Origin of the sequence: Haloglomus litoreum, assembly GCF_029338515.1 — an archaeon.
In the GTDB taxonomy this organism is placed as follows: domain Archaea; phylum Halobacteriota; class Halobacteria; order Halobacteriales; family Haloarculaceae; genus Haloglomus; species Haloglomus litoreum.
The window spans coordinates 2,887,641-2,912,725 of the sequence record NZ_CP119988.1 but is presented as its reverse complement, the minus strand read 5'-3'; the positions used below and the strand labels follow the sequence as shown (position 1 = coordinate 2,912,725).

Genomic DNA, 25,085 nt, shown 5'->3' with positions numbered 1-25,085 from the left:
GTCGCCTCGTGCATCGATGCTCCGATGGCTGGCCGATTATTCTATATTATTTCTTATTGACATTCAAGAATCGGTATAATATCAAAACAAAGTTGGTAGAATTACTATCCCTTCTTGAAGCCGAGCAGGAAGCCGCCGGCGAAGCCGCCGCTGACCGAGAGCGTCGAGAGGATGGTCATGAGCCAGGAGGGCGGTGTCTGCGAGGCGGCTGCCTCGCCCGCGGCGAGGAAGCTCGCACCGAGCTTGTCCCAGTTGACCGTCAGGATCTGGCGGGATTCGAGGAACTTGAACAGGGCGAGTTCGAGGCCGACCAGGATGGCGAGGACCTTGGCCACCTTCTTCGCCGTGAACCCGATGAGGCCACCGATGACGGCCCCGGTGCCGAGGTTGATGCCCACGGTCTGTGCGAGCGCTTGGAAGTCCACCATGCCCCCGGGTGCGATACGCCGGTGTAAGTCTCTTGTGGCGAGACGGGCCGGAACCGGCCGGTGGCGCCCGGATGGCCGTCAGGCGTGCGTCAGCCCCCCACCCCGCCGACGACGTTTTCACCCAGGGGGAGTAACGTTCGGGGTGAGTGACTGGCGCACACCAGGGAACGGCGGTCGTCGCGAAGCGTGTCGACGCGGGTGAGGCCGACACGGCCGAGTTCCGCGAACTCGCCCGGGCGGCCGGGTACGAGGTCGTCGCGGAGGTCACCCAGACCCGGAAGGAGGACCCGGCGCTCTGTCTCGGCGAGGGGAAGGCCGAGGAACTGGCCGCGGTCGTCCGGGAGACGGAGGCGACGACGGTACTGTTCGACAACCGGCTGGGTCCGTACCAGACATTCAACCTCGGGAACCTGCTCCCGGAGGGCGTCGAGCTGGTCGACCGCTTCCGGCTCATCCTCGAGATCTTCGGCCAGCGCGCCGCGACCAAGAAGGCCCAGTTGCAGGTCGAACTCGCCGAGTTGCGGTACGAACTCCCGCGTGCCGAGGCGAAGGCCTCGCTCGCGAAACGCGACGAGCGCCCCGGCTTCATGGGACTGGGCGAGTACGACGAGTCCCGCGAACAGGACATCAAGCGCCAGATATCCGAGATCAGCGACGAGCTGGAGGCCATCGAGGAGACCGAGGCCCACCGGCGCGAGCAGCGCCGCGAGTCCGGCTTCGACCTCGTCGCGCTGGCGGGCTACACGAACGCCGGGAAGTCCACCCTGCTCCGGCGGCTGGCGGACGAACTCGACATCGACGAGAACGCCGACCTCCACCCCGACCTCGACACGACGGCCGAATCCGAGGACCGCCTGTTCACGACGCTCGGCACCACCACGCGCCGCGCGGACATGGGCAAGCGCGACGTGCTGGTGACGGACACGGTCGGGTTCATCTCCGACCTCCCGCACTGGCTCGTGGAGTCGTTCAAGTCGACGCTCTCGGAGGTGTACCGCGCGGACCTCGTCCTCCTCGTGGTGGACGTCTCCGACCCCATCGAGGAGATCCGCGAGAAGCTCGTCACCAGCCACGATACGCTGTACGAGCGCAACGAGGCCCCCATCGTCACCGTCCTCAACAAGGTGGACAAGGTCCCCGCGGAGGAGGTCGAGCGCAAGCGCGAGGCCCTCTCCGCGCTCGCACCCAACCCCATCGCCGTGAGCGCCCTCGAGGGCGACGGCATCGCCGAGTTGCGCGACCGCGTGGACGACGAACTCCCGCCGTTCGAGCGCGAGCGACTGGTCCTGCCGATGTGCGACGACGCGATGTCGCTGGTGTCGTGGGTCCACGACCACGCGCACGTCAACGACGTGGACTACGGCGAGCAGGTGGTCGTCGACTTCGAGGCCCGCCCCAGCGTCATCGAGCGCTCGCGGGCCCGGGCCTCGGAGGTCGCGGCGGCCGTCGAACACTGATCCGTCAGTCTTCCCCGGGGCCGAGCGCGTACAGCCCGTCCCACGCGAACGCGTAGACGCCGCCCTCGGCGACGACCGGCTGGGCCGCCAGCCCCGAGACGACCATATCCCCCTCCACGACGGTCTCCGGGAACCGGAGGGTCCACCGCTCGCGCCCGTCGTCCCGGGCGAGTGCGGCCAGCTCCCCGCCGTCGCCACGCCGCCCCAGGTAGATGCACTCACTCCCCACCGCCGGCTGTCTCGCGTACCCGCCGTGGTTGGGTGTCACGGCGTAGCGTTCGTCGCCGGTCGTGGCCTCGAGGACTCGGAGCGTTCCGTCGTCGACGAGATACGCGCGGTCGCCGTCGGCCGCGAGGCCCACGGTGTTCGGTGTCGTGGCTTCGTAGTGCCAGCGACGGCGCGCGTCCGACCGCGCGAAGGCGTGGATGCCGCCGTCGTCCGGCGCGACGTACACGGTGTCGCCGGCGGCGAAAGGACCGGCCGGGATGCCGTTGTCGTCGAGTTCGACCGACCAGTGCGGCCGGCCGTCGTCGAGCGTGCGGGCCGTGAGCGTGCTGCCGACCTGGAACTCGCTCGAGAGCGCGTAGACCGTCTCGCCGTCGGCCGCGAGCGCGGCCCGCCACCGCGGCGACGGGCGTCGCCAGCGCCGGGCCCCGTCCGCGACCGCGTAGGCCCGCACGTCGGCGTCGCGGTCGCCCTGCCGGGGTATCTCGGTCGAGGCCATCACCGTACCGTCGATAGTCGTTCCGACCGACGCCATCCGGCTCCCGAGGTCACGCTCCCACGCCAGGTTACCTGCGAGGGTGTACGCGCGGACGAATCCCTCGCCGGCGACGACCATCCGGTCGCCGGCGACGACCCCGGAACGTGTCCGGCCCGGCAGCCGCCGCGTCCAGCGCACCTTCCCGTCGCGGGCGTCGCGGCAGAACAGCGTCAGCGCGCCCTCGGGCTGGTGGCCGGTCCCCACCGGCGGGGAGGCGGTCCGGGTCGGTGGCCCCGGGCCGTCGTCGCCGGTCAGGCCGAAGTGGAACAGCCGCCCGTCGGCGAGCAGCGGCGGTCCGCTGCGGATCCGTCGGAGGTGCCAGTACGCCGTGCCGTCGTCGGGGACGCCGGTCGCCGGAGCCACGCCGGCGTGCCCGGCGCCGTAGCCGCGCTGTGGCCAGGTGCCCGAGATGTCGAGCGGTCGTGGGTCCCGTGGGGTCTGTGTCGGTCGGTCGTCGTCCGTGGGCGTCGGCGTCGGTGAGTCCGGCGCCGTCGTCGGGATGTCGGTCGGCGGGTCCGTCGTCGAGTCGGCGGGTCCGTCGGTCGTCGAGCAGCCGGCGAGGGCGGCGAACGCCGCGCTACTGGCTGCGAGGAACGCGCGTCTGGAGGGCATCGCCGGGCGTTGCCGGCACGCCGGTAAGTGTCTTCACCCGGCCGCGTGGGCGTGGGGTCTCACTCCAGCGGCCGCTTGCGCTTCTCCACCACCCGCACGTCGTCGATGCGCGTCGCCGGGTACTGCCCGTCCTCGTCCTTCTCGACGGCCTTCACCATGTCCCAGACGACGTTGAGGCCGGTCGTCACACCCTCCAGCGCCTCCATCTCGCAGCCCGTCTTGCCCGTCGTCTCGACGGCCACCTCGAGGTCGACGCGGTCGTCGTCCACGTCGAAGGAGGTCTCGACGTTCGTGATGGGGATCTGGTGGCACATCGGGATGGTCTCCCAGGTGTGCTTGACCGCCTGCACGGCGCCGACGCGGGCGGTGGCGAGCACGTTACCCTTGCCCACCTCGTCGGCGCGGATGGCTGCGACCGTCGAGGGCTGGAGGTGGATTGTCCCCCGCGCGACCGCCCGGCGTGCGGTGTCGGGCTTGTCGCCCACGTCGACCATCTGCACGTCGCCGTCCTCGACGTGGGTGAGGCCGTCGGCGTCGGACTCGCCCGTTGCGTCGGCGGCGTCCTCGCCAGCCATCTCAGTCACCCCCCGCGATGTCCTCGTCCGGGCGCCGCATCGCCCGCGGGAGCGCGTCCACGAGGTCGGTCGCCACGAGGCCGTGGCCGTACTCCTCGACCACGATGTCGCCCGCGCGCCCGTTAGCGAACGCGGCGATGGACGCGGCCGCGTGCGTGTCGAGCACGGCCGCGAGCGCGCCGCAGGCGCCCGCGAGCACGTCGCCGGTGCCGCCGACGGTCATCCCCGGGTTCCCCGTGCGGTTGCGCCGCGTGCGGTCACCGTCGCTGATGACGTCGTGAGCGCCCTTCACCAGCAGCGTGTGGCCCAGGTCGTCGGCGAACGCCTCGACCAGTTCGGCACGCTCGGCGGGGTCTTCGGCGGTCTCGCCGCCCATCTTCTGCAGCTCGCCCTGGTGGGGCGTACAGAGCAGCTCCGCGCGCGTCTCGACGTCGGGCACGACCTGAAGCGCGTCGGCGTCGACGACCACGGTCCCGTCGAGCGCGAACAACAACTGTTCGACGGCGTCCAGCGTCTCGTCGGCACCGCCGAGGCCGGGCCCGAGGACGACGGTGTCGTGTCCGTTCGCCAGTTCCCGGACTGTGTCGACCGCGTCGGGCCCGAAGCGCTCACCGTCGAACGGCCGCACGATGAGGTTCTCGCTGTACCCCTGCAGTTCGCGGGCCACGTTGCGCGGGCACGCGACGCGGACGAGGTCCGCCCCCGCGCGCAGGGCCGACTGTGCCGAGAGCGCCGGCGCGCCCGTGTACGGCCCGCCGCCGACGACGAGTACCTCGCCGTTCTCCCCCTTGTGGCTCGCCGGGTCGCGCCCGAGCCGGAGGAGGTCGCCCGGCCCGACGAACGTCTCGGCCGCCGCCGGGATGCCGATGGGTTCGACGCGCACGTCGGCGTCGAGGTCGGCCAGGCCGGGCTTCGTGTCGTGGAAGGTGACGACGTGGTCGGCCGCGACGGCGTTCGAGGCGCCTGCGCCGCCGTCCGGGTCGACGCCCGAGGGCACGTCCACGGAGAGGACGGTCGCGTCGGATTCGGCCATCAGCTCGGCGGCGGTGGCCTCGGGTTCACGCAGGTCCCCGGAGACGCCGGTCCCGAGCATCGCGTCGACAACGAGGTCCGGGTCGCCCAGGTCCAGCGCCGTCGCGTCGGTCACCTCGCGGGCGTCGGCGTCGGCCGCGACCAGCGCGTCCCAGTTCTCGCGGCTGATGTCGGTCCCGATGGCCGACGTGCGGCCCAGCAGCGATACCGAGCAGTCGTAGTCGCCGGGTCGCTCCGCTCCCCGGCTCCCGGGCGCGCGTTGCGCGCCACCGTCGAGGAACCGTGCCGCGACGAGCGCGTCGCCGCCGTTGTTCCCGCGGCCGGCGACGATGGCGACCGTGGCGCCGGGGTCGACGAGGTCACGGACCGCCCGGGCGACGGCGTTGCCCGACGACTCCATCAGCTGCTTGCGCGGGACGCCGAGGGCCTCGGCGTTCGCGTCGAGGACCGCCACGTCCTGTGCCGTGAGCATGGGAGTTGGTTCGACGGAGGGTCGGTTAAATCGGGCGGCACCGCCGGGACCAGCCCCCCTGTCTGCAGAGCAATCGGAATATCTGCCTGTTCTGCAGAGAGTTCTCTGGATACTGGTTGTAAAATACCATTTCGACTCGAGGGCAGATAATATATTACTTCTCCACGGACAGCACGGGCGCGACGGGGTCCGGGTTCGGTGTCACGCCCTCCAGCAGCTCCCCGACCGGTCGCGCCTCGCGGCCGAGCAGGTCCTCGACACGGTCACGGGCCAGCACGTTCTCCCCGGTGTCGACGAGGCGCAACCGGCGCCGGAGCCAGCGCTCGTCGTGCTCGCCGAGCCAGTAGTCGTCTGGGTCCGCGAGGTGGGTCTCGTGCCAGGCCTGGCGCGCGGGCGAGGGGTGGTTGAACACGAGGACGCCGCCCGGGGCCACGAGGTCGAACAGGTCCCGCAGCGCCCGCTCGATGTCCGGCACGTAGTCGAGCGTGTTCAGGCAGTAGACGACGTCGAACGTCCGGTCGATGCTGGGGTCCGGGAGTCCCGCGGCCGCGAACGTTACCGGTGCGAGCCCCCACTCGGGGGCCAGCGCGCCGTCGACCGACTCCCGCTCCTGGTGGTTCGCGCGGGCCCGTTCCAGCGCGGCGGGCGCGGGGTCGTAGCCGACGAACTCCGTGTCGGGGAACTCCTCGGCGAGGTCGAGCAGGACGACCGCGGCGCCACAGCCCATCGAGGCGACCGAGTCGGGGACGCCGCGCTCGACGAAGAGGTCGCCCAGCAGGCGCGCGGCGTCGTGGCCGCGGCGGCACATCGCGTCGCGGTCGGCGGGCGTGAGCGGCGCGCGCCAGAAGGCGTCCCAGTCGATGGTCGGCCACTCCCCGGCCGGCGCCGCCCCGTCGCTCATCGGCGGATCTCGAAGCCCTCGATACCCGCTGGCGGTTCGTACTCGACGCTCACGTCGTCGACGCGGGCCCGTGTCGGTCCCTCGTGGCAGTACGCCAGCATCCCCTCGACGGCGTCGGCGGGCCCCTCGAAGACCGCCTCCACGCGACCGTCGTCCAGGTTCCGGACCCAGCCGTCGACGCCGCGCTCGGTGGCCTCGCGGCGCGTGGTCGCGCGGTAGGTCACGCCCTGGACGCGGCCGCCCACGAAGACGTGGGCTCGCACGCGCTCGCCGTCCCCGTCGGCTGTCATGGGCGGGGAGTTCCGGAGCGGTGTACTAAAGCCTGTCCGCGAGCTGTCACGGGTCCGGGACGGGCGGCGTCGGCGGGCCCGCGCCGCCGGGTCGACCGCGGGCCGACTCGCTTTTGGTCGTCCGTCGCGCACCGCCGACCATGGTGCTCGAGGGGACGGTCCTCGTCGGTCGCGAGTTCGAACCCGTGGAGGGGCGCGTGGTGGTGGAGAACGGTACCGTCGAGCGGGTCGAGGGTGACTCCGTCGACAGCGACGACATCGTGCTGCCCGCGTTCGTCAACGCACACACCCACATCGGCGACTCCATCGCGAAGGACGCCGGGGCGGGCCTCTCGCTGGACGAGCTGGTCGCGCCACCGGACGGCCTGAAACACCGGCTCCTGCGCGACGCCTCGCACGAGGAACTCGTCGCGGCGATGCACCGGTCGCTGCGCTACATGCGCCAGGGCGGCACCGGCGCGTTCGTCGAGTTCCGCGAGGGGGGCGTCGAGGGGGTCCGGGCCATCCGCGACGCCCTCGACGGCGTCGACATCAACCCGGTCGTCCTCGGCCGGGAGACGGTCGCGGCCATGGAGGCGGCCGACGGGTTCGGCGCCTCGGGCGCTCGCGACGGCGACTTCTCCCGCGAGCGCAACGCGACCCGCGAGGCCGGCAAACTGTTCGGCATCCACGCCGGCGAGCGCGACGCGATGGACATCAACCCGGCGCTGGACCTGGACCCGGACTTCCTCGTCCACATGGTCCACGCCGAGGAGCTCCACCTCGAGCGGGTCGCGGAGCGCGGGACGCCCATCGTCGTCTGCCCGCGCTCGAACCTCGTCACGAAGGTCGGGTTCCCGCCGGTCGGCGACATGCTGGAGCGGACGAGCGTCGCGCTCGGGACGGACAACGTGATGCTCAACTCCCCGTCGATGTTCCGCGAGATGGCGTTCACCGCGAAACTGAGCGACGACCGCGTCACGGCGCCCGACGTGCTGCGGATGGCGACCGTCGCGGGCGCGGACCTCGCGGGCCTGAACTGCGGCTGCATCGAGGCCGGGCGCGAGGCGCGGCTGCTCGTCCTCGACGGCGACTCGGACAACCTCTCGGGCTACCGGAACCCGGTCCGTGCGGTCGTCCGGCGCGCGAGCGTGAGCGACGTGAAGCACGTCGTCTCCCCCGACCAGCCCGACCCGGACGAGGCGTAGGCTCACTTGAACCGGGTGGGGCGTAAGGCTGTAGTGGGCCGGCCGCAGACGCCCGCGTATGGACGCCGGGACGCTCGCTCTCCTCCTGAGCTGCCTCGGTCTCGCCGTCGTCGGCGGCCTCCTCGCCCGCCGCGTCCGGCGGCTGGACCGGGCCGGTGACGGGGCTCCCGCGAGAGAGAGCGACGCCGCCACCGCCGAACGACCCACGGGCCCCGTCACCCGCTCGGCGACGGACGGGGGAGCCCGCGGCCGAAGCTCGTGATGGCCTACATCCGCCCGGACCGGCTGGAGGCGGTGAAGGAGGCCCTCGCCGAAGTCGGCGCGCCCTCGCTGACGGTGACGCAGGTCTCCGGGCGCGGGAGCCAGTCCGCGACCGAGGGGCAGTGGCGCGGCGAGACGTACACGGTCGACCTCCACCGGAAGGTGAAGGTCGAGTGCGTCGTGGCCGATACGCCCGTCGACGACGTGGTCGCGGCCATCGCCGACGGCGCTCACACTGGCGAGCCGGGCGACGGGAAGGTGTTCGTCCTGCCGGTGGAGTCGGCGCTCCAGATCCGGACGGGCAAGCGCGGCCCGGACGCCGTCTGAGCCGCGACACGAGAACGGCTCCGCCGCTCAGGGCTCGACGACCAGTTTCCCGAGGAACGACTCGTCCAGCACCGCCTGCTGGGCGTCCTTCACCCCGTCGAGGTCGTACGTGCGCGCGACCCGCGGCGCGAGCGAGCCACGCTCCATCAGGGATGCCAGCCGCCCGAGTACCCGCGCCACGTCCGGCGTGTTGAACATCGAGACGTGGTGGACGGTGAGTGCCTTCCCACGATGAGCAGGGACGTTCGGGAACGTCGCCTCGGCGTCGGTGTTGCCGATGGCTGCGATGCGCCCGCGGAAGGCCGCCACCTCGCAGTCCAGCCCGAGGTAGTCGTCGAGCCGGTGGTCCAGCACCACGTCGGGCTGGCCGGCCTCGCGGACGGCGTCGGCGAGGTCGTCGCGGTCGTAGTCCAGCACGTCGTCGGCACCCAGGTCGCGGAGGTCGTCGTGGTACGCCGGACTGGCCGTGGTCGTCACCCGCGCGCCGGCGGCCGCCGCGAGCTGAACCGCGACGTGCCCGACGCCGCCCGAGCCGCCGTGGACGAGGACGCGCTCGCCGGGGTCGAGGCCACACCGCGCGACCAGTGACTGCCACGCCGTCACACCGACCAGCGCCCCGGCCGCGGCCGCCGCGAACCCCACGCGGTCGGGGAGCGCCGCCAGCCGGTCGGTCGGGGCCGTGACGTACTCCGCGCACGTCCCCGGGTGGTCGTTGCCCAGCGCGGTCGCGAACACGCGGTCGCCGGGGTCGTAGTCGGTCACGCTGTCGCCGACCGCCGTCACCACGCCGGCGGCGTCGCTCCCCGGTATCCACGGCAGATCTCCCGGGCGGTAGGAGCCCTCGCGGAAGTACGTGTCCACGGGGTTGACCGACGCGGCGCGCACCTTCACCAGCACCTCGTCGTCGCCGGGCGTCGGGCGGTCGACGTCCTCGACCATGAGCTGTTCCGGCCCGCCGTGGTCGTGGTATCGGACGGCTCGCATGGGCGGGGCGACGGACCGCCACGTCATAGCCGTGGGGGTCCCGGCGGGCGTCCCCGCGACGACCCGAACCCTTTCGGCTGGCGACGGTGACCGTTCGGGTATGAGCGAGACGCCCGCGGATGACCCCGAGACGTTCGAGGCCGGCGGTATCACCCTGGAGAAGCGCCGGGAGTTCGTCTGGGAGATGCCCCGTGACGAGGCCGGGGGGATGCGCGTGCCCGCCCGCATCCTCGCCAGCCGGTCGCTACTGGAGGAGATCAAGAACGACAAGACGCTCCAGCAGCTCCGGAACACGACCCACCTCCCCGGCGTCCGCAAGTACGCCATCTGCATGCCCGACGGCCACCAGGGGTACGGGTTCCCGGTCGGTGGTGTCGCGGGGATAGATGCCGAAGATGGCTGCATTTCTCCTGGAGCTGTCGGATATGATATCAATTGCGGCGTGAGGATGATAAAATCAGATATTTCTTACGAACAGCTCCAGGGTCGCGAGGAGGAACTCGTCGACGCGCTGTTCGACGCGGTCCCGACGGGGCTGGGCGGCGGCGGGGTCGTCGAGAGCGACGTGTCGACGGTGGAGTCGGTCCTCCGGCGGGGCGTCGACTGGGCGCTCGAACACGGCTACGCCGTCGAGGACGACCTGACCCACTGCGAGGACGAGGGGATGCGCCACGACGCGGACCCCTCGGCGGTGTCGGAGAAGGCCAAGAACCGCGGACGGACGCAGCTGGGCTCGCTCGGCTCGGGCAACCACTTCCTCGAGGTCCAGCGCGTCACCGATATCTACCGCGAGGACGTGGCCGACGCGTACGGCCTGGAGCCGGACCAGGTGGTCGTCCTCATCCACTGTGGCTCGCGGGGCCTGGGCCACCAGGTCTGCACGGACTACCTGCGCGACATCGAGCAGGCCCACCAGGGACTCCTCGCGCAGTTGCCCGACCGGGAACTCGCGGCCGCGCCGGCCGGCTCGCAACTGGCCGAGCAGTACTACGGCGCGATGTGCGCGGCCATCAACTTCGCGTGGGTGAACCGCCAGCTCATCACCCACCGCACCCGCGAGGTGTTCGCCGACGTGTTCGGTGCCGACTGGCAGGACCTCGGGATGGACCTGCTGTACGACGTGGCCCACAACATCGCGAAGCGCGAGGTCCACGAGGTGCCCGACGGCGCGGGTGGCACCGAGCAGCGCGAGCTGTTCGTCCACCGGAAGGGCGCGACGCGGGCGTTCCCCGCGGGGAACCCCGAGGTTCCGAAGGCCCATCGGGACGTGGGCCAGCCGGTCATCATCCCCGGTAGCATGGGCGCGGGGTCGTACGTCCTGCGGGGCGGCGAGCACTCCATGCGCGAGACGTTCGGGTCGACGGCCCACGGCGCGGGACGGCTGATGAGCCGGACGCAGGCCAAACAGGACTACTGGGGCGGCGACGTGCAGGACGACCTCCGCGAGCAGGAGCACATCTACGTCAAGGCGTCCTCGGGGGCCACCATCGCCGAGGAGGCCCCCGGCGTCTACAAGGACGTCGACGAGGTCGTTCGGGTCAGCGACGCGCTCGGTATCGGTGACAGGGTGGCGCGGACGTTCCCGGTCTGCAACATCAAGGGCTGAGGGCTCGACACGAGCTGAGGGCCTGACACAGCCTCCAGCGCCCACATCGGACGCCAGCGCGGCCGCTGGCCGTCGAGCGGTCAGAGGAAGGAGCCGGTCGCGAGGACCGGCGGACTGTACCCCCAGTACGGTGGGTTACTGCTGACGCGGGGCCCGCGCCTCGCGGACGTCGGCTCCGTCCCGGAGCTTGTCCTCGCAGTGGGGACACACTCGGACGGTATCCATGCCCTGCGGGGCGAACACCCGTACGTACGCTTCACTGACGTACGAGTCGCAGTTGTTGCAGTGGGGCACACCTAACGTCTACTTAGTCTCATATTTAAGCGTTTGGTTCCAACGGAAACTCCGGGGCTGGGGCCGTCACCCTCCCTTCGTCGGATTCCACGCGGCTCAGCCGCGAAGGAAGTCGAACGACACCTCGTCGAGCGATCGGCCGGGGTCGACCTCCCGGCCGTCCTCGTACCGGACGAACGAGAGGTAGAACGGCCGCCCGCACCCCTCACCGCGGGTCTCGCTGGCACCACAGACGATCTCGACGCCCGCTGCCGCCTCGAACTCCCCGTACGCCGGGGCGTACTCCCAGCCCTCGAGGGGGTCAGGCGTGACCGACTTGTCGGCGAGGTAGGCGTCCCGCTCCAGCTCGACCACCGCGTCACACCGCGGGCAGGTGTACGTGACCGTGACCATACCACCGGTAGGCGCTCGGGTGGCTAAACCATCACGCCCGGTTCGGTCGGGACCGCCGGCCCTGGACACCCGCACCACGGGCGAATCCGGGGGCCGATACGCCTTTGGCCGCCCCGCGAGTGCAATCGGGCATGATCGACGAGACGGTCGCGGAGATCCGCGACATGCAGACCCACAGCTCCTCCGTCGTGGCGGTCAAGGCGGCCGAGGCGCTGCGGGAGTTGCTGGACCGGGAGTTCCCGTCGCTCGAGGAGTACATCCGGGACCTCGAACGGAACAGCCAGGCGCTCAAGCGCGCCCAGCCCTCCCACGCCACCCTCCACACCACACAGGGCGAGATCCGGGCGGCCGTCGAGGACGCCGACCCCGAGGACGTCGAGGCAGCGAAGGCGGCGACCGAGGCGGCCATCGAGGCGGTCGTCGAGCAGGTCGAGCGTGGCAAGCAGCAGGCCGCCGCGAACGCCGCCGAGTCACTCCGGGACGGTGACGTGGTCCTCACGCATGATTACTCCTCGACCGTGCTGGAGGCGCTGGAACTCGCCGCGAGCGAGGGCCGCCATCTCGAGGTGTACGTGACCGAGGCGCGGCCACGCTACCTCGGGCGCAAGACCGCCCGGACCCTCGCCGGTATCGACCGCATCGAGCCGCACCTGCTGGTCGACTCGGCCTGCGGCGAGGTCCTCCCGGACTGTGACCGCGTGATGGTCGGGATGGACTGCATCGTCGACGGCACGTTCTACAACCGCGTCGGCACGTTCCCCATCGCCGCGACCGCCGCCGAGCTCGCGGTGCCGGTCACGGTCGTCGGCGCGTCGACGAAGATCATCGACGAGGGCGGTTTCCAGTTCCAGAACGAGTTCCGCCCGGCCAGCGAGGTCATGCTCGAACCCGCCGACGGGTTCGACATCGAGAACCCCGCGTACGACGCGACGCCGACCCACCTCGTCGACTCGGTCATCACGGACGAGGGGACGCTGTCGCCGTGACACCGACCACGAGGTTCAGGCCGGGACGGACTGCTCGAACACGGGCTGGACGACCAGCGTGCGACCGCACGTCGGGCATCCGTAGGCCCGCCGGCGGTCGCCCTCCACGGACCGCTCGGTGACGACCCAGTCCCCCTCGGTGGGGGCCCTGTGGCCGCAGGTGGGGCAGAACAGGTCCGACTTCCGCGACGCGGGTGTGCTCCCCGCTGCCACCTCCTGGATCTGAGTGGATTTCATTACCATAAATAACCGCCAGGAGCCGTTAAGGCTGACGGTGGGAGCGCGAGCGGCAGCTGTGCGGGAGTACAGCGGGAACGAAGCGGAACGCCCATTCAGGCGTACTTCGCGACGACATTGAGGACCTCGTCCAGTTCGTCGCCGTCGAGCGCGTAGCGCTCCTGGGCGAACACGGAGCGGACCTCGTCGCGGTCCTGCGGGAGGGTGTCGGCGATCTTGTGGGCGGTCTTCTCGTCGAGCTTCTCCAGTTCGAGGAGCTCCTCGACGAGTGCGCGGCCGTCCTCGGCACTCATGGCGGCGAAGCGGTTCGCGTGGTCGATGGCGCGCGCCAGTTCGTAGCGCATCTCGCGGTCCTCGTCGAGCGCGCGCTCCTGCTCGACCTCCGCCAGCAGCTCCTTGGCCTCGGCGGTGGTGACGTACTCGGCGTCGAGCGTCTCCTTGAAGATCGTCATGCGGTTACTCCGTCTGGCGGCGGAGGTGTGCGGGCTTCGTGATGATGGTCTTCTCCTTGCTGCCGTCGGTGATGGTCACCTTGTAGGCGCGGCCCTGCTGCGCCTCGACCTCGCCGGTGTGGCCGTTGAAGCGGGGGTGGAAGCGGCCGTCCGGCACGCTCGGGTCGATGTGGAGGTGGACCTTCTCGCCCGCCTCGAACTCCTCGACCGCGCGCTGCGGCGGCGAGGTACCCCGCTCGCGGGGCTTGTTCCGTAGCTTGTTGCGTGTTCCGTGGAGGGGCCCGTTGGAGCTCGGCATAGTCGTGAGACCGAATTGACCCGAGGAGTACTTGAATGGTGTGTTATGCATCCGTCGGAGGGTCGCCGACGGGCGACGCTCGACGGTGCGGGCGAAGCCGAGAACGGCTGGTCGGAACGCGGGTGGTCGGAGGTGTCGGACTCAGCGGACCTCGTCCGGCCGGAGCGCCGTGTCCGACTGGAGCCAGGCGTGTTCCTGGTCTCGCCGGTACACCACGACCTCGCTGCCCTCCTCGCGCAGTTCGAGTGCGTCCATCTCGGCCTCCCAGCGCTCCTGGTGGCTGGGCTGGGGGCAGCGCTCGCCTTCGAGCAGCTCGCGTGCCTGCTCCTCGGAGAGGCCCGACATCGCCGCCCGGAACGCCCACGGAGCGAGCGGGTCGCGCCCTGTTTCGACCTCCGCGTTCGTCGAATCCTCGCGGGCGCCGGCACTCATGCCGACCACCCCGACGATGCCCGGGTCGAGCGGTGACTGCTGTGGGTCATGCTCGTCCACAGGGTCGCCCTACATAGGTATAAGTAGACCGGCCGTTATCGCTCCGTGAAGTCGCCCGAAAGAGTTCATGAGCGGCGTTACCCGCCGATCCGGTCCGATGTCGACCCGGGCCGGTGGCGGTAGGCGGTCGCTAGATGCGACCGACTTCCTCGACCTGCACCGACTCGACGCCCTCGGTGCCCGCGAACGCCTCCTCGACGGCCTCCGTGCCGCCGGCGTCGTCGGGCACGATGACGGTGGGGAACAGCGCCACCAGCCCGAACGCGACGTCGTCGCGCTGGACGCCCTTGATGTGGGCGCCCTCCGGGAGGGACGATTCCAGACGCTCCTGGAGCGCGTCCAGGTCCACGTCGGGACTCTGCGGCATGACCTTGAGTTTGGCTGCGACCTTCCCCATTGTCAGGGCCCCGTGAAGCCACAGTCCGGACACTCGTAGAGGTTGCTCTGCTTGCGGCAGGTCGAACACCGGAAGATCAGGTGCCCGCAGTCGGGGCACTTGAACCGGGCGGCGTTCGTCCCGGCGATGTTGATGCCACAGGAGACGCACTGGCGCGTCTCGCTGCTGTCGGCCTGGCTCATACACACGCATCCTCGTGGACCGGATTTAAGACTTGTCAACCCGCGCGGCCCCCGTGCGACGATGGCACGGGGTGGCTGCGGTTCCGTTTCGTCCCACATCGTTCCCTCTCATGTTCCGCTTGCTCCCCCATCTCGTCCCGCCTGGTTTCAAGAGCCGTCCGCCCGCCAGCGGTGACATGACACTCGTCGACGCGACGTTCTACGCCATCCATCTCCTCGTCGGAGCACTCTGGACGGGGAGCGTGCTGTTCGCTGTCTGGGCGGTGCTGCCGGCCGCGCGGGACGGCGAGGTCCGTCCCGAACCGCTCGAGAGCGTCTTCGGTCGCCTGACCCTGCTCTCGCGGGGGGCGGCACTCGTGATGCTCCTCACCGGGGGCCACCTGGCCGCCCAGCTCTACACCGTCGAGAGCCTGACCGGCAGCCCACGCGGCCATCTCGTCCTGACGATGACCCTGCTGTGGCTCGTGATGACCGGTCTCGTCGAGGTCGGCAACAGCCGGATGAGCGACGGGCTCGACGCGAAGAAGGTCCGCACGCCGGCCCGGGAGGCCGGCCGCTTCTACCGCGCGGCCGGCGTCGTGGCCGTCCTGCTGCTGGTCGACGCGGGCGTCCTCGCGGCCAACAGTGCGGGCTTCATCGCGCTGTGAGGTGACAGGCGCCGCCGACCCGTCGCTGTGAGTGCCCGGCTACCCACCACCCGAAGGCGTTAGTCGGGCGGGACCCACCGGCCGACAATGGCCGACCGCTCGGCGCCCGGGGACGGGGACGGAACGACGGACCCGACCACCGCGCCACCGGCACCCGAGGTCGACGGCCTCCCGCTGCTCGGCAACACCCACCAGTACCTCCGGGACCCCCTCACCTTCCACGAGCGCCACGCCCGCGACCTGGGCGACGTGGTCCGGGTCCGGCTGGCGGGCGGGAGCTTCCACTACGTCACCCACCCCGACGACATCCAGCGCGTCCTCGTGAGCGACCAGTCCCGCTTCCGGAAGGCCTCGCAGGTCGCCGAGGCCGGCAGCGGCTTCCTCACCGACGGGATGTTCCTCGCGACGGGCGAGCAGTGGCGCCGCGCGCGGACCATCGCTCAGCCCGCCTTCTACCGCGAGCGCGTCGAGCGCTACGGCCGCCACGCCGTCGACGCGACCCGCGAGGCGACCGCCGGCTGGTCGGACGGCGACCGCGTCGACCTCGGCGCCGTGACCAAACGCGTCACGCTCGATGTCCTCGTCCGGGCACTGTTCGACCGCGACCTGGACGACGCGTTCGGCCGGACCGTCGCCGAGGCCGCGCGCACGGTCAACGACTTCCTCGACGCCACCTCGCTCCGGACGATCCTCCCGCTCCCGGACTGGCTCCCGACGCCCGCGAAGCGTCGGTTCGAGGCTGCCCGCGCCGACTTCGACGATGCCGTCGACGACCTGCTCGACGCGCGCGGTGGGTCCGGTGTCGACGCCGTGGCCGACGCCCCCGCGTCGCTGGACGCCATCGACGACCCGGACCTGCTCGACCTGTTGCTGGCCGCCAACCGCGCCGCCGACGAGGAGGACCGCCTCTCCCGGGCCGAGTTGCGCGATAACCTCGTCACCTTCCTGTTCGCCGGCCACGAGACCACCGCGCTCGCGCTCTCGTACGCCGGGCATCTGCTCGCGGACGCCCCCGACGCGAGCGACCGCCTCGCGGCCGAGGTGGACACCCTCTCGGGGGAGCCGACGGTCGCGGACCTGCCCGACCTGCCGTACACGGAGGCCGTCGTGAAGGAGTCGATGCGGCGCTACCCGCCGCTGTACACGCTGTTCCGCGAACCGCTCGAACCGGTCGCCCTCGGTGGCCGCCGGGTGCCCGCGGGCGCGACGCTGGTCCTCCCCCAGCGTATCGTCCACACGGACCCGCGCTGGTGGGACCGGCCGGAGGCGTTCCGGCCCGAGCGGTGGCTCGACGACGATGCCGAACACACGCGGGCGGCTCCCGGCACCGAGGACCGCCCGGAGTACGCCTACTTCCCGTTCGGCGGCGGCCCGCGCCACTGCATCGGCGCGCGGTTCGCGATGCTGGAGGCTCGCCTCGCGCTGGCAACGCTGGCCCGGGAGTGGCGGTTCACCGACCCCGGCGAGGTACGGCCGTCGCTCAACGTCACGCTCCAGCCGAGCGACCCCATCCGGGTCACCGTCCGTCGACGCTGAGGTCGCCCGCGGGCGCGTCAACCGTGAGGGCCGGCCCGCCGACCCACGCCCGGAACAGCACCCAGCCCGCGAACAGTGCGAGCGTCGCGACCTCCGTCAGGAGCAGGGCGCTCGTCGCCCCGGAGAGGAGGAACGTCGTCACCTGCACGACGGCCCGGATTCCCCACAGCAGTGCCACGAGCGCGGCGCCGGCAAGGAGCGCGACGCCAGCACGCGAGCGCCCTCCGTCGTCGGCCCCGTCCCGCCGGAGCCGGACCCCGTCGAGCAGGGGACCGGCCCAGGCCGCCAGGTAGGCCCCCGCCAGGAACGGGAGGTGGACAGCCGACGGCTCGGGGAAGAGCCCGGCGACTGCGAGACAGCCGAAGACGACGCCGGCGAGGCCCGCGGCCACGCGGTCCCGCGATTCGGAGGCCGCTGGCCACCACGCCCGGACGAAGGCCAGCCCGAGGAGTCCCGCGACGACGAGGCCGTAGTCGAACGGGAACGCGCCCGCGCCGCCGGGACGGCCGAGGTCGGACAGGCGGGCCCGGACCGGGAGGAGCCGGACGGTCGGGTCGAGCGCCACCCCGACGAGGACGGCGAGGGCGAGTACGACGACGCTCGCCGTGCCGGCGAGGCGCGTGTGCGAGTCGGTCACGACTGGTGCCCCGCGGCGCCGGGGCTTGTGTGTGGCGCTTGCGAGCGAAGCGGTCCTGAGACCGAGAGCCCGTCTGCTATCAGTGTCGTTGAAAAAGAGTCACGGATGCACGCCGAAGAAACCAAGCGTGTGGAGAACATCCATTCACTCGGATGAGGGTGAACTTCGAGTGCTGGTGTGGCGCGCCGATGGAGACCAGCGGTGAGGCGAACCAGGTCGAATCCGACCTCCGGACGGAGTGTGGCGAGTGCGGGCGCGGGTACGTGGTGACCCTGACACGGTACAGCGAGCCGAAGACGGAGTGACCGCTTGATTCAGTCCGCGACACTCGTCAGCCGGTCGCGGCCGCGCTCGCGTCGCACCGCCCGGCGCGTCTGCAGCGATGCCTGCAATCGGTCGGCGACCGTCTCCCGGAGTTCGCTCGCGCGCTCGGCCTCGATGTCGAGTGCCTGCGGGTCGCCGGTCGTCAGGCCGCGCGACCCGGCGGTGTCGACGACGACGGTCGCCAGGTCGCGCCGGCGCTGGAAGACCGTCTGGCTCTCCACGACCGTCTGCACCCGGTAGTACGGGACGACGGTCGTCTCCCGCGACCAGAACCCCGACCGGAGGACGACGTGGTCGTCCAGCACGGCGAAGCCGAGGTTGCGCCACTTCAGGTGCGCCGCCAGCGGCGCCAGCACCACCAGGCCGGCGACGAGGTACCACGCGAACGCGAACCGCGAGAACCGGTGGACGCCGTACGCGATGGCGGTGAGCAGTGCCCCGACCAGGGCGTACCGTATCACGTAGCGTGTCCGCGCGCGGGTCGGTGGGCGCTCGAACGTCACCTCGCCGAACGGCTCGATCTCGCGGGCGAGGGCGACGGCCCGCTCGCGGCGCGCCAGCGGGACGGCCGACTCGGCGCCCGAATCGCCCGGCGCGTAGCCCGCCGTCTCGACGGTGAGCGAGGCGTAGCCGATGCGCCGCGCCAGCGCGTTCTCCGAGAGGACCACCGACTGCACCTTCGACAGCGGCACGGTCCCGGTGTAGCGGTTGAGCAGCCCACGCTCGTAGCGGAGCTCGTCGCCAGCCCGGCTCAGCCGGAAGCCGTAGAAGTTCCCCACCGAGAACGCCGCGCTCGCCAGCACCGCGAGCAGCACGAGCCCGCCGGCGACCAGGGGCGCGGTGACCGCCAGCGAGAACAGCGGGTCCGTCGCCGACCGCGCAAGCGACGGCGCGAGGATGGGGACGATGGCCGAGAACAGCGACAGCAGCCGCAGGTCGACGGAGACGACGCCCAGCAGGGCCAGCTCGCGGGCCGACATCGCGAACAGCTCCTCCTCGGCGGGCTCGTCGTCGGGCGTCGCGCGCGCGTCGCCCGGTTCCGCGTCGTGGTCGCGCGAGTGCTCGCGCTTCAGCCGGCCGACCTCCGCCCGGAGGCGTTCGGCCTCGGCCTCGGTGACGTACCGGAGTTCGGCCTCCACGTCGCTCCCCCCTGCGGTCTCGACGGTGACGGCGGCGATGCCGAGCGCGCGCTGGACGGCGTTCCGGCTCGTGTCGACGTTCTGGACGCGCTGGAGTGGGATCTCCCGCGTCCGACGTGAGAACACCCCCGACTCGATGTCGAGCGTATCCTCCGTGAGTTCGTAGTCGAAGCGCTGCCAGCGCGCCAACTGGTAGGCTCCCGCCAGTGCCAGCACTCCGGCGACGAGGGCCACCGCGACCAGTGGCCCCGCGCCGGGCATCTGCGTGGAGCCGAAGGTGGCGATGACGAGGATCCACCCCAGTCTGGCCGCCGTGGTCACGGCGCCGTACGGAATCGAGAGGGGGCTGAGTCGCATCTCAGACCGCGTCCTCCCCCTCGGCGGCGATGGCCAGGCGCTTCAGCCGGTCCTGCAGTTCGTCGGCGCGCTCGGGCGTCAGGCCGGGGATGGTCACGTCCGCGCCCCGCGAGCCGGCGGTGTAGACGACCACGGTCGCGAGACCGAACGCCCGCTCGACCGGCCCGCGCGAGGCGTCGACGTGCTGGATGCGGACGTACGGGACGACCGTCCGGACCCGCGTCAGGACGCCGCGGTCGAGGAACAGCGAGTCCGTCCGCACCTGGTAGGACCAGGACTCGTAGCGGAAGTGCGCCCGGGTCCCACCGAGCACGAACAGCGCGGTGAAGACGGCCGGCCCGACCCAGGCCGGCCCCGACAGGATGACCGACAGCGCGCCAGTCACCGCACCGAGGACGACCGCGACGATGGCCGCGCGGAGGAACCACACCAGCCGGACGGCCGGTTCCAGCGACCGCTCCGGCCCCGTCAGCGCCGAGATGTCGACCTCGGACGGGTCGAGCGGTCCCCCCTCCGCTGTCGACCCCCCGTCACGCCCCGCGTCATCCGTCGCGCTCCCGCGGGCCGGGTCGCCGTCGTCCGACACGCCATCGTCCGACACGTCGGCGGCCGGGCCGGCCCCACCCGACTGCTCCGCGACGGTGTCGCCGCCGGACGCGGTCCCCGAGGTCGCGCCGGGAGCGCCGTCGTCCGCCCCCGCACCGTCGTCGCTGTCGGTTCCCGCGGTCCCGTCGTCGCCCTCGACGGCGCCGTCGCTGGCCCGTTCCGCCGGCGCGTCCGGGTCCTCGGGCGCCGTCGTGGCGTCGTCGCCCCGCGCGTCGCCGTCACTCATTGTCCGTACCGAGAACACCGCGGGTAAAGTAGCCCCCGACCCGCGAAGGCGGGGCCGGGCTGTCGGCGCCCGGGGCCGGGACGACTGGTGACGCGGCCACGCGCGACGGCGTGCGATTCGGTCATGCGCGACGGATCCGCCCGGCAGTCACCCGGATGCGCTCGGAGAAGTGGAGCACCGGGTCGCCGTCCGGGTGGTCGAACCCGTTCACCGCGAACAGCTCGTTGGTGACGAAGTCCGCGCTCGCGGGCGCCAGCTCCCAGCGCGGGTGGTCGATGTCGCCGTACCAGAGCCGACCGCCGGCGTCGGCGGTGTAGAACCGGTAGTTCTCCGTGAGGAACGCCGCGAGCGAGCCCGGCTCCGGCTCGAACGATTCGCCCTCCGGGCCGTAGGCGGCCGCGAAGGTCGCCGTCCCGTCCGGGCGCTGCGAGCGGAACGCCACCCGGTCGCCCGCCGTGTCGATGGTCATGTTCGCCCGGTGGTACGGGAGCTGGAACAGCGAGCGCGCGACGGCCACCCCGAGGGGGTCGTCGGCGTCGAGGTTGAAGAAGTAGACGCCGCGGCCGCCCTCGTCGGGGGCGTCGCTCGTGGGCCCGTCGGCCGTCTCCCGGACGTAGGTCCGCAGGTTCAGTTCCCCGAACGAGAGCCCCACCGGCGCGAACCGGGGCCCGATGTCACGCATCACGAACGGCACGACCCCGAGGTAGGCGTCGCTGTCGTACGTGTCGACCGTCAGCCCCTCGGGGAGCCGTTCATCGACGAGGTCCGGGTCGACCGGCCAGTGGGCGAACAGCAGGTCCTCCCAGACCATCGAGAGGACCCCGCAGTCGGCGATGCCGGCACACATACCCGGATGTAGGGGACGCCGCCGTATCTCCCTGACGGCGGGGGCGGCGTTCGCCGGATGGACAAATCGCCGTTTGATGCTCCGTCGCGGTTAATGGGGGCTGTTCACACACTTCGGACATGGGTGAGCGACCGAGACGACGGACGGTGCTGGCACTGCTCCTGGGCGCGCTCCTCGTGCTCGCGGGCTGTTCGGGCCTCGGCGGGGGCCCGGACGCCGGCAGCGCGGGCGGTGGGGACGGCGGTGGCTCGCAGGGCGCCCCGGAGGCAGCCGACGCACCCGCCGGTGGTGTCGGTGACGGCGGTGACGGCCGGGGTGGTGACGCGGCGGCGCAGTCGTATCGGGACCCGAACCGGTCGCAGGCCATCATCCGGACCGGGAGCGCGACGCTGCGGGTGGCCTCGTTCGAGGGCGCCCGCGAGTCGGTGATATCGGTCGCCCGCGAGCACGGCGGCTACGTGGCCGGGTCCGACACGAACGTCGAGCGCGTCGGCAACCGGACGCGGACGACGGGCAGTCTGCGACTCCGGGTCCGCAGCGACCGGTTCGGCGAGGCGTTCCGCGCCGTGAAGGCCGTCGGCGAGGTCCGGAAGGCGAGTTCGGACAGCGAGGACGTGAGCGACCAGCTCGTCGACATCGAGGCCCGGCTCACCAACCTCCGGACCCAGCGTGACCGCCTCCGCCGGCTGTACGACGAGGCGAACGACACCGAGGCCATCCTCCAGGTGGGCGAGAAGCTGTCGAGCGTTCAGGAGCGCATCGAGCGCCTCCAGGCCCAGCGGCGCGCGCTCCGCGACGAGGTCGCGTACGCGACCATCACCGTCCAGCTCCGCGAACCCGGCCTCACGCCGACGCCGACCGCCTCACCCACACCCCGGCCCTCCTACCACGAGACCGACCTCGGCGGGGCGCTCGCTGCCTCGGTGAACGGCGTGGTCGTCACGGTCCGGGCCATCCTGGTCACGCTGGCCTACGTCGGCCCGTTCGCGCTGGTGTTCGGCCTGCCGCTGGCCGCCATCGGCTACGTCGCCCGGAAGCAGGATATGGTCTGAACAAGCGAATAATTTCTTGAATTATTACATTATATCGATATCAGGCGGAGAATTTCGATAGCAACCTCTCTGTGAACGAACGGATTACACGTCAGGTGGTACTGTCCGGCGGAGTGTGCTGCCGTCCCGGACGTCGTGTAGTTGTGTCTGGCCGTGGGACGAAAGCGGCGGTACCTGCGTTTCCCACTACGGACTACAGGAGCCAGTTTCGGCCGGCCTCCTCTCGGAGGTCGCTGACAGGTTCCCGCGGTCGGAACCTGATTCCCGTACCGAGTCGATTCTACGCCACACTGTTGATGAAGTACTTCTTCGACCTGGGTACCTCTGGTACGTTCGCTGAACCGACATACGTACTGAACCACTCGTAATACTCCGAGTTCCCGGTGATGTCGGCAACCATCCCGATGAACGAATTGTTGGTGATCTGACCGTCGTACGCATTCAGCTGCCGGAACACGTCCTCGAACGTCGCCCGTCCGGCAGTATCGTCCTGAATCTTGCAGTCGAGGGCGGCAAGCACTCGCCTGCCTTTCCGGTAATCCAGATGGTTCCTGTCGTCATCCCTGAACTCGCTGTGGTCCGTCAACTGGCCGTGTGAGAATCCGGGCGACGTCCGTAATGTCAGATGGTCCAGCAGTCTCTCGAACGAGCACAATCCCTGGCGGAAGCACAGCACCGCCCCGTAGTAGGACGCGACGGCCTCGGTGAGCCATGTGGTGGCCGACGTCAACTCGCTCCTGAATCGCTGTCGCGTGTGGATGTATTCGTGGATCCACGGGTTGCCACCGAATGTACTCAAATCCAGCCGTAGATCATCCCTGACCCAGAATCCATCATCCCCGCCGATACCTCTGTGATACCAGTCGACACCTCGGGTTGGTGCGGCTACCGCCAGCATACTGTCGTGCTCCGTCCCAACGTCGAGTTCGTTCGCGGCCGCTACGAGTGCCTCCACCACTGCTTCCGGTTCCGGAGCCAGTTGCGCAGCGTCGGGAACGACGAGTCGGATCTGTTGTCCGTCATCCGTCGTCCGGGACCACTCGTCGTACGCTCCGAGGTACAGTATCCCGCCTGTTTCACTGACGACACCCTCCCCTGCAACGTCGTATTCCTCTTCGATGCTGTACCCCCGTGAACCCTCCCCGAAGAACGCATCGAACACATCGTTGTGAGCTCCTGTCTGCACGCGGCCAAGGGGAGTCTCGACCACCCTACGGCCATCACTGCCGGAGTTCGTGGCTGTGGTGGTGTTCCTGCCAGCGGGGGAAGTCGAGTACAGCGGCGTTTTGGCGATCGTCCAGTCCCCTGTATCCTTGTAGTGGAGCGAGTCGGTCAGTGATACCGTGAGATGTGCCTCGGGATTCCGCGTCGAACCATCCCACACGAGTCTGCCGCCCGTCTCGGAGGTGTACCCGTGGCTGCTCTGTATCGTTACCTCCGACCATCGTCCCCCGAAGTTCAACGCGAACTGTGGAATCGAGTCCGGAATCCTGTGCTCGACGAGGAGACCGAACGCACCTACTGTGGATGTCTCACGTCGAAAGCTGAACTTCTGCCGTATCGTCGGTCTGTTGCTCATTACAGCGTTCTCCTGGTATGTCCAGCGTTGGAGGACCGGCCGCTTGAATCCATGTGTCCCTGTCTGGGTCCGTCGACCGCGACCGGAACCGTCGGCGAGGTGCTCACGACCGTCGAGGCGATGGTCGGCCCGATACTGCTGTCCCTGCTCGTGTTCGTCCTCGGCCGACGGGCCACGAGATAGCGACGGCGTCGCCTCCCGACCACCTGCTGCCGTGGCGGCGGTGGAACTTTGTGGACCTGCCGTACAGCCCCTCACATGGAGTTCCGAGTCGTGCAGGGCGACATCGCGACACAGTCCGCCGACGCGCTGGTGAACGCGGCGGGGACCAGCCTGCAGATGGGAAGCGGCGTGGCCGGGGCGCTCCGGCGGGGGGCCGGCCCCGAGATCAACGATGAGGCGGTCTCGAAGGGGCCCGTCGACCTGGGCGAGGTCGCCGTCACCGACGCGTACGACCTCGACGCCGAGTACGTCATCCACGCGGCGGCGATGCCCCACTACGGCGACGGGCAGGCGACCCGCGAGTCCATCCGGGACGCCACCCGGAACACGCTGGCACGGGCCGACGAACTCGGGTGCGAGTCGCTCGTCATCCCGGCGCTTGGGACCGGTGTCGCGGGGTTCGACCTCGCGGAGGGGGCGCGCCTCATCTGCGAGGAGATCGCCGCGTACGACCCGGATTCGCTCGCCGATGTCCGCGTCATCGCCTACTCCGACGACGCCTACGAGACCATCGGCGACGTGGCGGCGAGCGTCCGGGGGTAGTGGCGTTCGTGGGGCCCATTCGGGTCAGATAGCACCGCTCGCCCCGGACGATGGCGTTATCTTGTCGTGAAAGCGTTGGGGCTCGTTAAGTGGGTGGGGTGCGTAGGTACTGCTGTGACGAGTGTCGGATCGGCGGACGCCGGGCTGGGAAAGGACCCAGCGACGGCCCCCCCGTTCGAGGAGACCCCTCCGGCGAACCTGCTCCTCCTGGGTCCATCCATGGAGGACGACGGCGATGCCATCGTTCGACTCCTGGAGAGCGTGACCGGGACGCCCGCGCTGCTGGCGGTGTCGCTGCTTCGCCCTCCTGCCGAGAGGATCGCGACCTGGGAGGAGCGGTGGCGGGCGCCGCCCGCGGAGGTCGCGGCCATCGGCTGCACCCACGCCGGCACCACCCCCGGTGAGTCGAGCACCGAGACCCCGTTCCGGACGACCACGGTCGCCGACCCGGGCGACCTGACGGGCCTCGGCATCCGAATCAACGAGTGTCTCGACGCGTGGTCGAACCGCGACCCGGTCGTCGTCTTCGACTCCGTGACGACGATGCTCCAGTACGCCGACACCCGGCAGGTCTTCCAGTTCTGTCACGTCCTGACCAGCCGGATGAAGCGCGCCGGGGTGATGAGCGTCTTCTACATGGACCCCGAGGCCCACGACGAGCAGACGGTCTCGACGATCCGGAGCCTGTTCGAGGGCGTCTACGAGTGGACCGAGGACGGCTGGGAGGGCGTCTAGCCCCGGGCG

At 70.7% G+C, this 25,085-nt stretch carries 32 protein-coding genes; 12 read left to right on the top strand and 20 right to left on the bottom strand.

Annotated features, from left to right (window positions below):
- Positions 1–104 precede the first annotated feature (104 nt).
- The gene (locus P2T62_RS14540) at positions 105–428 is read right to left on the bottom strand and encodes an FUN14 domain-containing protein (protein ID WP_276257796.1); all 324 of its coding nucleotides are present in this window, start codon (positions 426–428) and stop codon (positions 105–107) included.
- Positions 429–574: 146 nt separating this feature from the next.
- Here P2T62_RS14540 and hflX point away from each other — a divergent pair, with 146 nt between their 5' ends.
- Positions 575–1,885 carry a GTPase HflX gene (gene hflX / locus P2T62_RS14535; RefSeq protein WP_276257795.1) on the top strand — a complete coding sequence of 437 codons (1,311 nt, stop codon included), beginning with the start codon at positions 575–577 and terminating at the stop codon, positions 1,883–1,885.
- A 4-nt stretch (positions 1,886–1,889) separates the two neighbouring features.
- Here the strand turns inward: hflX and P2T62_RS14530 are convergent, their stop codons facing one another.
- From P2T62_RS14530 to P2T62_RS14510, 5 genes are all read right to left on the bottom strand, one after another.
- Positions 1,890–3,260 carry an outer membrane protein assembly factor BamB family protein gene (locus tag P2T62_RS14530; protein WP_276257794.1) on the bottom strand — a complete coding sequence of 457 codons (1,371 nt, stop codon included), beginning with the start codon at positions 3,258–3,260 and terminating at the stop codon, positions 1,890–1,892.
- 59 nt (positions 3,261–3,319) lie between these two features.
- Positions 3,320–3,835, bottom strand: a complete 516-nt coding sequence (gene moaC / locus P2T62_RS14525; RefSeq protein ID WP_276257793.1) for a cyclic pyranopterin monophosphate synthase MoaC — start codon at positions 3,833–3,835, stop codon at positions 3,320–3,322.
- A gap of 1 nt (position 3,836) precedes the next feature.
- Complete coding sequence (locus tag P2T62_RS14520; protein WP_276257792.1) at positions 3,837–5,339, bottom strand: NAD(P)H-hydrate dehydratase; 1,503 nt, start codon at positions 5,337–5,339, stop codon at positions 3,837–3,839.
- Positions 5,340–5,493: 154 nt separating this feature from the next.
- Positions 5,494–6,240, bottom strand: a complete 747-nt coding sequence (locus tag P2T62_RS14515) for a class I SAM-dependent methyltransferase (protein WP_276257791.1) — start codon at positions 6,238–6,240, stop codon at positions 5,494–5,496.
- A complete protein-coding gene (locus P2T62_RS14510) occupies positions 6,237–6,530 on the bottom strand; it encodes an acylphosphatase (RefSeq protein WP_276257790.1) in 294 nt (97 codons plus the stop codon). Before P2T62_RS14510 ends, P2T62_RS14515 begins: the two co-directional genes overlap by 4 nt.
- Before the next feature lie 140 nt (positions 6,531–6,670).
- On the opposite strand from P2T62_RS14510, the gene P2T62_RS14505 reads away from it, so the two are divergent.
- From P2T62_RS14505 to P2T62_RS14495, 3 genes are read left to right on the top strand one after another with little or no spacing between them, the layout of a single operon-like run.
- On the top strand, positions 6,671–7,717 hold the full coding sequence (locus tag P2T62_RS14505) for an amidohydrolase family protein (protein ID WP_276257789.1): 1,047 nt from the start codon (positions 6,671–6,673) through the stop codon (positions 7,715–7,717).
- Positions 7,718–7,775: 58 nt separating this feature from the next.
- Positions 7,776–7,979: a hypothetical protein gene (locus tag P2T62_RS14500; protein WP_276257788.1), complete on the top strand. Its 204-nt coding sequence runs from the start codon at positions 7,776–7,778 to the stop codon at positions 7,977–7,979.
- Positions 7,979–8,305 carry a P-II family nitrogen regulator gene (locus tag P2T62_RS14495; protein ID WP_276257787.1) on the top strand — a complete coding sequence of 109 codons (327 nt, stop codon included), beginning with the start codon at positions 7,979–7,981 and terminating at the stop codon, positions 8,303–8,305. The genes P2T62_RS14500 and P2T62_RS14495 overlap by 1 nt, the downstream gene beginning before the upstream one ends.
- 27 nt (positions 8,306–8,332) lie before the next feature.
- On the opposite strand, the gene P2T62_RS14490 is transcribed toward P2T62_RS14495, so the two are convergent.
- On the bottom strand, positions 8,333–9,289 hold the full coding sequence (locus P2T62_RS14490; RefSeq protein ID WP_276257786.1) for an NADPH:quinone reductase: 957 nt from the start codon (positions 9,287–9,289) through the stop codon (positions 8,333–8,335).
- 100 nt (positions 9,290–9,389) lie between these two features.
- Here P2T62_RS14490 and P2T62_RS14485 point away from each other — a divergent pair, with 100 nt between their 5' ends.
- Positions 9,390–10,895, top strand: a complete 1,506-nt coding sequence (locus P2T62_RS14485) for an RtcB family protein (RefSeq protein ID WP_276257785.1) — start codon at positions 9,390–9,392, stop codon at positions 10,893–10,895.
- Between the two features lie 135 nt (positions 10,896–11,030).
- Here the strand turns inward: P2T62_RS14485 and P2T62_RS14480 are convergent, their stop codons facing one another.
- Together P2T62_RS14480 and P2T62_RS14475 are read right to left on the bottom strand one after the other, a co-directional pair.
- Positions 11,031–11,189, bottom strand: a complete 159-nt coding sequence (locus tag P2T62_RS14480; RefSeq protein WP_254821494.1) for a DUF7563 family protein — start codon at positions 11,187–11,189, stop codon at positions 11,031–11,033.
- Between the two features lie 96 nt (positions 11,190–11,285).
- Positions 11,286–11,582, bottom strand: coding sequence for a DUF7969 family protein (locus P2T62_RS14475; protein ID WP_276257784.1), 297 nt, complete (start codon positions 11,580–11,582; stop codon positions 11,286–11,288).
- A 131-nt stretch (positions 11,583–11,713) separates the two neighbouring features.
- Between P2T62_RS14475 and P2T62_RS14470 the strand changes: the two genes are divergently transcribed.
- Positions 11,714–12,568, top strand: coding sequence for an eIF2B alpha/beta/delta subunit family protein (locus P2T62_RS14470; protein ID WP_276257783.1), 855 nt, complete (start codon positions 11,714–11,716; stop codon positions 12,566–12,568).
- Between the two features lie 15 nt (positions 12,569–12,583).
- Here the strand turns inward: P2T62_RS14470 and P2T62_RS14465 are convergent, their stop codons facing one another.
- The 6 genes from P2T62_RS14465 to P2T62_RS14440 form a co-directional block, all read right to left on the bottom strand.
- Positions 12,584–12,805, bottom strand: coding sequence for a DUF8106 domain-containing protein (locus P2T62_RS14465; protein WP_276257782.1), 222 nt, complete (start codon positions 12,803–12,805; stop codon positions 12,584–12,586).
- 95 nt (positions 12,806–12,900) lie between these two features.
- A complete protein-coding gene (locus tag P2T62_RS14460; RefSeq protein ID WP_276257781.1) occupies positions 12,901–13,257 on the bottom strand; it encodes an RNA polymerase Rpb4 family protein in 357 nt (118 codons plus the stop codon).
- Positions 13,258–13,261: 4 nt separating this feature from the next.
- Positions 13,262–13,555, bottom strand: coding sequence for a 50S ribosomal protein L21e (locus tag P2T62_RS14455; RefSeq protein ID WP_276257780.1), 294 nt, complete (start codon positions 13,553–13,555; stop codon positions 13,262–13,264).
- Between the two features lie 141 nt (positions 13,556–13,696).
- Positions 13,697–14,047 carry a hypothetical protein gene (locus tag P2T62_RS14450; RefSeq protein WP_276257779.1) on the bottom strand — a complete coding sequence of 117 codons (351 nt, stop codon included), beginning with the start codon at positions 14,045–14,047 and terminating at the stop codon, positions 13,697–13,699.
- Between the two features lie 130 nt (positions 14,048–14,177).
- Complete coding sequence (locus P2T62_RS14445) at positions 14,178–14,444, bottom strand: elongation factor 1-beta (protein ID WP_276257778.1); 267 nt, start codon at positions 14,442–14,444, stop codon at positions 14,178–14,180.
- Positions 14,445–14,446: 2 nt separating this feature from the next.
- Positions 14,447–14,626: an HVO_2753 family zinc finger protein gene (locus tag P2T62_RS14440; RefSeq protein ID WP_276257777.1), complete on the bottom strand. Its 180-nt coding sequence runs from the start codon at positions 14,624–14,626 to the stop codon at positions 14,447–14,449.
- Between the two features lie 176 nt (positions 14,627–14,802).
- Between P2T62_RS14440 and P2T62_RS14435 the strand changes: the two genes are divergently transcribed.
- Together P2T62_RS14435 and P2T62_RS14430 are read left to right on the top strand one after the other, a co-directional pair.
- Entirely contained in the window at positions 14,803–15,273 is a 471-nt protein-coding gene (locus tag P2T62_RS14435) for a CopD family protein (RefSeq protein ID WP_276257776.1), read from the top strand.
- 87 nt (positions 15,274–15,360) lie between these two features.
- Positions 15,361–16,809, top strand: a complete 1,449-nt coding sequence (locus P2T62_RS14430) for a cytochrome P450 (protein ID WP_276257775.1) — start codon at positions 15,361–15,363, stop codon at positions 16,807–16,809.
- Here the strand turns inward: P2T62_RS14430 and P2T62_RS14425 are convergent.
- The 4 genes from P2T62_RS14425 to P2T62_RS14410 all read right to left on the bottom strand — a co-directional run bounded on the left by P2T62_RS14425 (position 16,790) and on the right by P2T62_RS14410 (position 20,945).
- Positions 16,790–17,446, bottom strand: a complete 657-nt coding sequence (locus tag P2T62_RS14425; RefSeq protein ID WP_276257774.1) for a DUF998 domain-containing protein — start codon at positions 17,444–17,446, stop codon at positions 16,790–16,792. The genes P2T62_RS14430 and P2T62_RS14425 overlap by 20 nt on opposite strands.
- A gap of 314 nt (positions 17,447–17,760) precedes the next feature.
- Entirely contained in the window at positions 17,761–19,266 is a 1,506-nt protein-coding gene (locus P2T62_RS14420; protein ID WP_276257773.1) for a PH domain-containing protein, read from the bottom strand.
- Position 19,267: 1 nt separating this feature from the next.
- Positions 19,268–19,738, bottom strand: coding sequence for a PH domain-containing protein (locus P2T62_RS14415; RefSeq protein ID WP_276261625.1), 471 nt, complete (start codon positions 19,736–19,738; stop codon positions 19,268–19,270).
- A 481-nt stretch (positions 19,739–20,219) separates the two neighbouring features.
- Positions 20,220–20,945, bottom strand: a complete 726-nt coding sequence (locus P2T62_RS14410) for a YqjF family protein (protein ID WP_276257772.1) — start codon at positions 20,943–20,945, stop codon at positions 20,220–20,222.
- A 119-nt stretch (positions 20,946–21,064) separates the two neighbouring features.
- On the opposite strand from P2T62_RS14410, the gene P2T62_RS14405 reads away from it, so the two are divergent.
- Positions 21,065–21,997, top strand: a complete 933-nt coding sequence (locus tag P2T62_RS14405) for a DUF4349 domain-containing protein (protein WP_276257771.1) — start codon at positions 21,065–21,067, stop codon at positions 21,995–21,997.
- Between the two features lie 280 nt (positions 21,998–22,277).
- Here P2T62_RS14405 and P2T62_RS14400 read toward each other — a convergent pair whose 3' ends face one another.
- Entirely contained in the window at positions 22,278–23,576 is a 1,299-nt protein-coding gene (locus P2T62_RS14400) for a hypothetical protein (protein WP_276257770.1), read from the bottom strand.
- Positions 23,577–23,627: 51 nt separating this feature from the next.
- Here P2T62_RS14400 and P2T62_RS14395 point away from each other — a divergent pair, with 51 nt between their 5' ends.
- From P2T62_RS14395 to P2T62_RS14385, 3 genes are all read left to right on the top strand, one after another.
- Positions 23,628–23,759 carry a hypothetical protein gene (locus P2T62_RS14395; protein ID WP_276257769.1) on the top strand — a complete coding sequence of 44 codons (132 nt, stop codon included), beginning with the start codon at positions 23,628–23,630 and terminating at the stop codon, positions 23,757–23,759.
- A 75-nt stretch (positions 23,760–23,834) separates the two neighbouring features.
- Positions 23,835–24,341, top strand: a complete 507-nt coding sequence (locus P2T62_RS14390; protein ID WP_276257768.1) for a macro domain-containing protein — start codon at positions 23,835–23,837, stop codon at positions 24,339–24,341.
- A gap of 114 nt (positions 24,342–24,455) precedes the next feature.
- Positions 24,456–25,076 (top strand): DUF7504 family protein, encoded by a 621-nt coding sequence (locus P2T62_RS14385; protein WP_276257767.1) that lies wholly within the window; start codon positions 24,456–24,458, stop codon positions 25,074–25,076.
- The last annotated feature ends 9 nt before the right edge of the window (positions 25,077–25,085 follow it).

Excerpts from the sequence above, each read along its gene's own strand:
- P2T62_RS14540 (WP_276257796.1), bottom strand. The coding sequence starts at position 428 with ATGGTGGACTTCCAAGCGCTCGCACAGACCGTGGGCATCAACCTCGGC.
- P2T62_RS14530 (WP_276257794.1), bottom strand. The coding sequence starts at position 3,260 with ATGCCCTCCAGACGCGCGTTCCTCGCAGCCAGTAGCGCGGCGTTCGCC.
- moaC (WP_276257793.1), bottom strand. The coding sequence starts at position 3,835 with ATGGCTGGCGAGGACGCCGCCGACGCAACGGGCGAGTCCGACGCCGAC.
- P2T62_RS14520 (WP_276257792.1), bottom strand. The coding sequence starts at position 5,339 with ATGCTCACGGCACAGGACGTGGCGGTCCTCGACGCGAACGCCGAGGCC.
- P2T62_RS14515 (WP_276257791.1), bottom strand. The coding sequence starts at position 6,240 with ATGAGCGACGGGGCGGCGCCGGCCGGGGAGTGGCCGACCATCGACTGG.
- P2T62_RS14510 (WP_276257790.1), bottom strand. The coding sequence starts at position 6,530 with ATGACAGCCGACGGGGACGGCGAGCGCGTGCGAGCCCACGTCTTCGTG.
- P2T62_RS14505 (WP_276257789.1), top strand. The coding sequence starts at position 6,671 with ATGGTGCTCGAGGGGACGGTCCTCGTCGGTCGCGAGTTCGAACCCGTG.
- P2T62_RS14500 (WP_276257788.1), top strand. The coding sequence starts at position 7,776 with ATGGACGCCGGGACGCTCGCTCTCCTCCTGAGCTGCCTCGGTCTCGCC.
- P2T62_RS14495 (WP_276257787.1), top strand. The coding sequence starts at position 7,979 with ATGGCCTACATCCGCCCGGACCGGCTGGAGGCGGTGAAGGAGGCCCTC.
- P2T62_RS14490 (WP_276257786.1), bottom strand. The coding sequence starts at position 9,289 with ATGCGAGCCGTCCGATACCACGACCACGGCGGGCCGGAACAGCTCATG.
- P2T62_RS14485 (WP_276257785.1), top strand. The coding sequence starts at position 9,390 with ATGAGCGAGACGCCCGCGGATGACCCCGAGACGTTCGAGGCCGGCGGT.
- P2T62_RS14475 (WP_276257784.1), bottom strand. The coding sequence starts at position 11,582 with ATGGTCACGGTCACGTACACCTGCCCGCGGTGTGACGCGGTGGTCGAG.
- P2T62_RS14470 (WP_276257783.1), top strand. The coding sequence starts at position 11,714 with ATGATCGACGAGACGGTCGCGGAGATCCGCGACATGCAGACCCACAGC.
- P2T62_RS14465 (WP_276257782.1), bottom strand. The coding sequence starts at position 12,805 with ATGAAATCCACTCAGATCCAGGAGGTGGCAGCGGGGAGCACACCCGCG.
- P2T62_RS14460 (WP_276257781.1), bottom strand. The coding sequence starts at position 13,257 with ATGACGATCTTCAAGGAGACGCTCGACGCCGAGTACGTCACCACCGCC.
- P2T62_RS14455 (WP_276257780.1), bottom strand. The coding sequence starts at position 13,555 with ATGCCGAGCTCCAACGGGCCCCTCCACGGAACACGCAACAAGCTACGG.
- P2T62_RS14445 (WP_276257778.1), bottom strand. The coding sequence starts at position 14,444 with ATGGGGAAGGTCGCAGCCAAACTCAAGGTCATGCCGCAGAGTCCCGAC.
- P2T62_RS14440 (WP_276257777.1), bottom strand. The coding sequence starts at position 14,626 with ATGAGCCAGGCCGACAGCAGCGAGACGCGCCAGTGCGTCTCCTGTGGC.
- P2T62_RS14435 (WP_276257776.1), top strand. The coding sequence starts at position 14,803 with ATGACACTCGTCGACGCGACGTTCTACGCCATCCATCTCCTCGTCGGA.
- P2T62_RS14430 (WP_276257775.1), top strand. The coding sequence starts at position 15,361 with ATGGCCGACCGCTCGGCGCCCGGGGACGGGGACGGAACGACGGACCCG.
- P2T62_RS14420 (WP_276257773.1), bottom strand. The coding sequence starts at position 19,266 with ATGCGACTCAGCCCCCTCTCGATTCCGTACGGCGCCGTGACCACGGCG.
- P2T62_RS14410 (WP_276257772.1), bottom strand. The coding sequence starts at position 20,945 with ATGTGTGCCGGCATCGCCGACTGCGGGGTCCTCTCGATGGTCTGGGAG.
- P2T62_RS14405 (WP_276257771.1), top strand. The coding sequence starts at position 21,065 with ATGGGTGAGCGACCGAGACGACGGACGGTGCTGGCACTGCTCCTGGGC.
- P2T62_RS14400 (WP_276257770.1), bottom strand. The coding sequence starts at position 23,576 with ATGAGCAACAGACCGACGATACGGCAGAAGTTCAGCTTTCGACGTGAG.
- P2T62_RS14395 (WP_276257769.1), top strand. The coding sequence starts at position 23,628 with ATGTGTCCCTGTCTGGGTCCGTCGACCGCGACCGGAACCGTCGGCGAG.
- P2T62_RS14390 (WP_276257768.1), top strand. The coding sequence starts at position 23,835 with ATGGAGTTCCGAGTCGTGCAGGGCGACATCGCGACACAGTCCGCCGAC.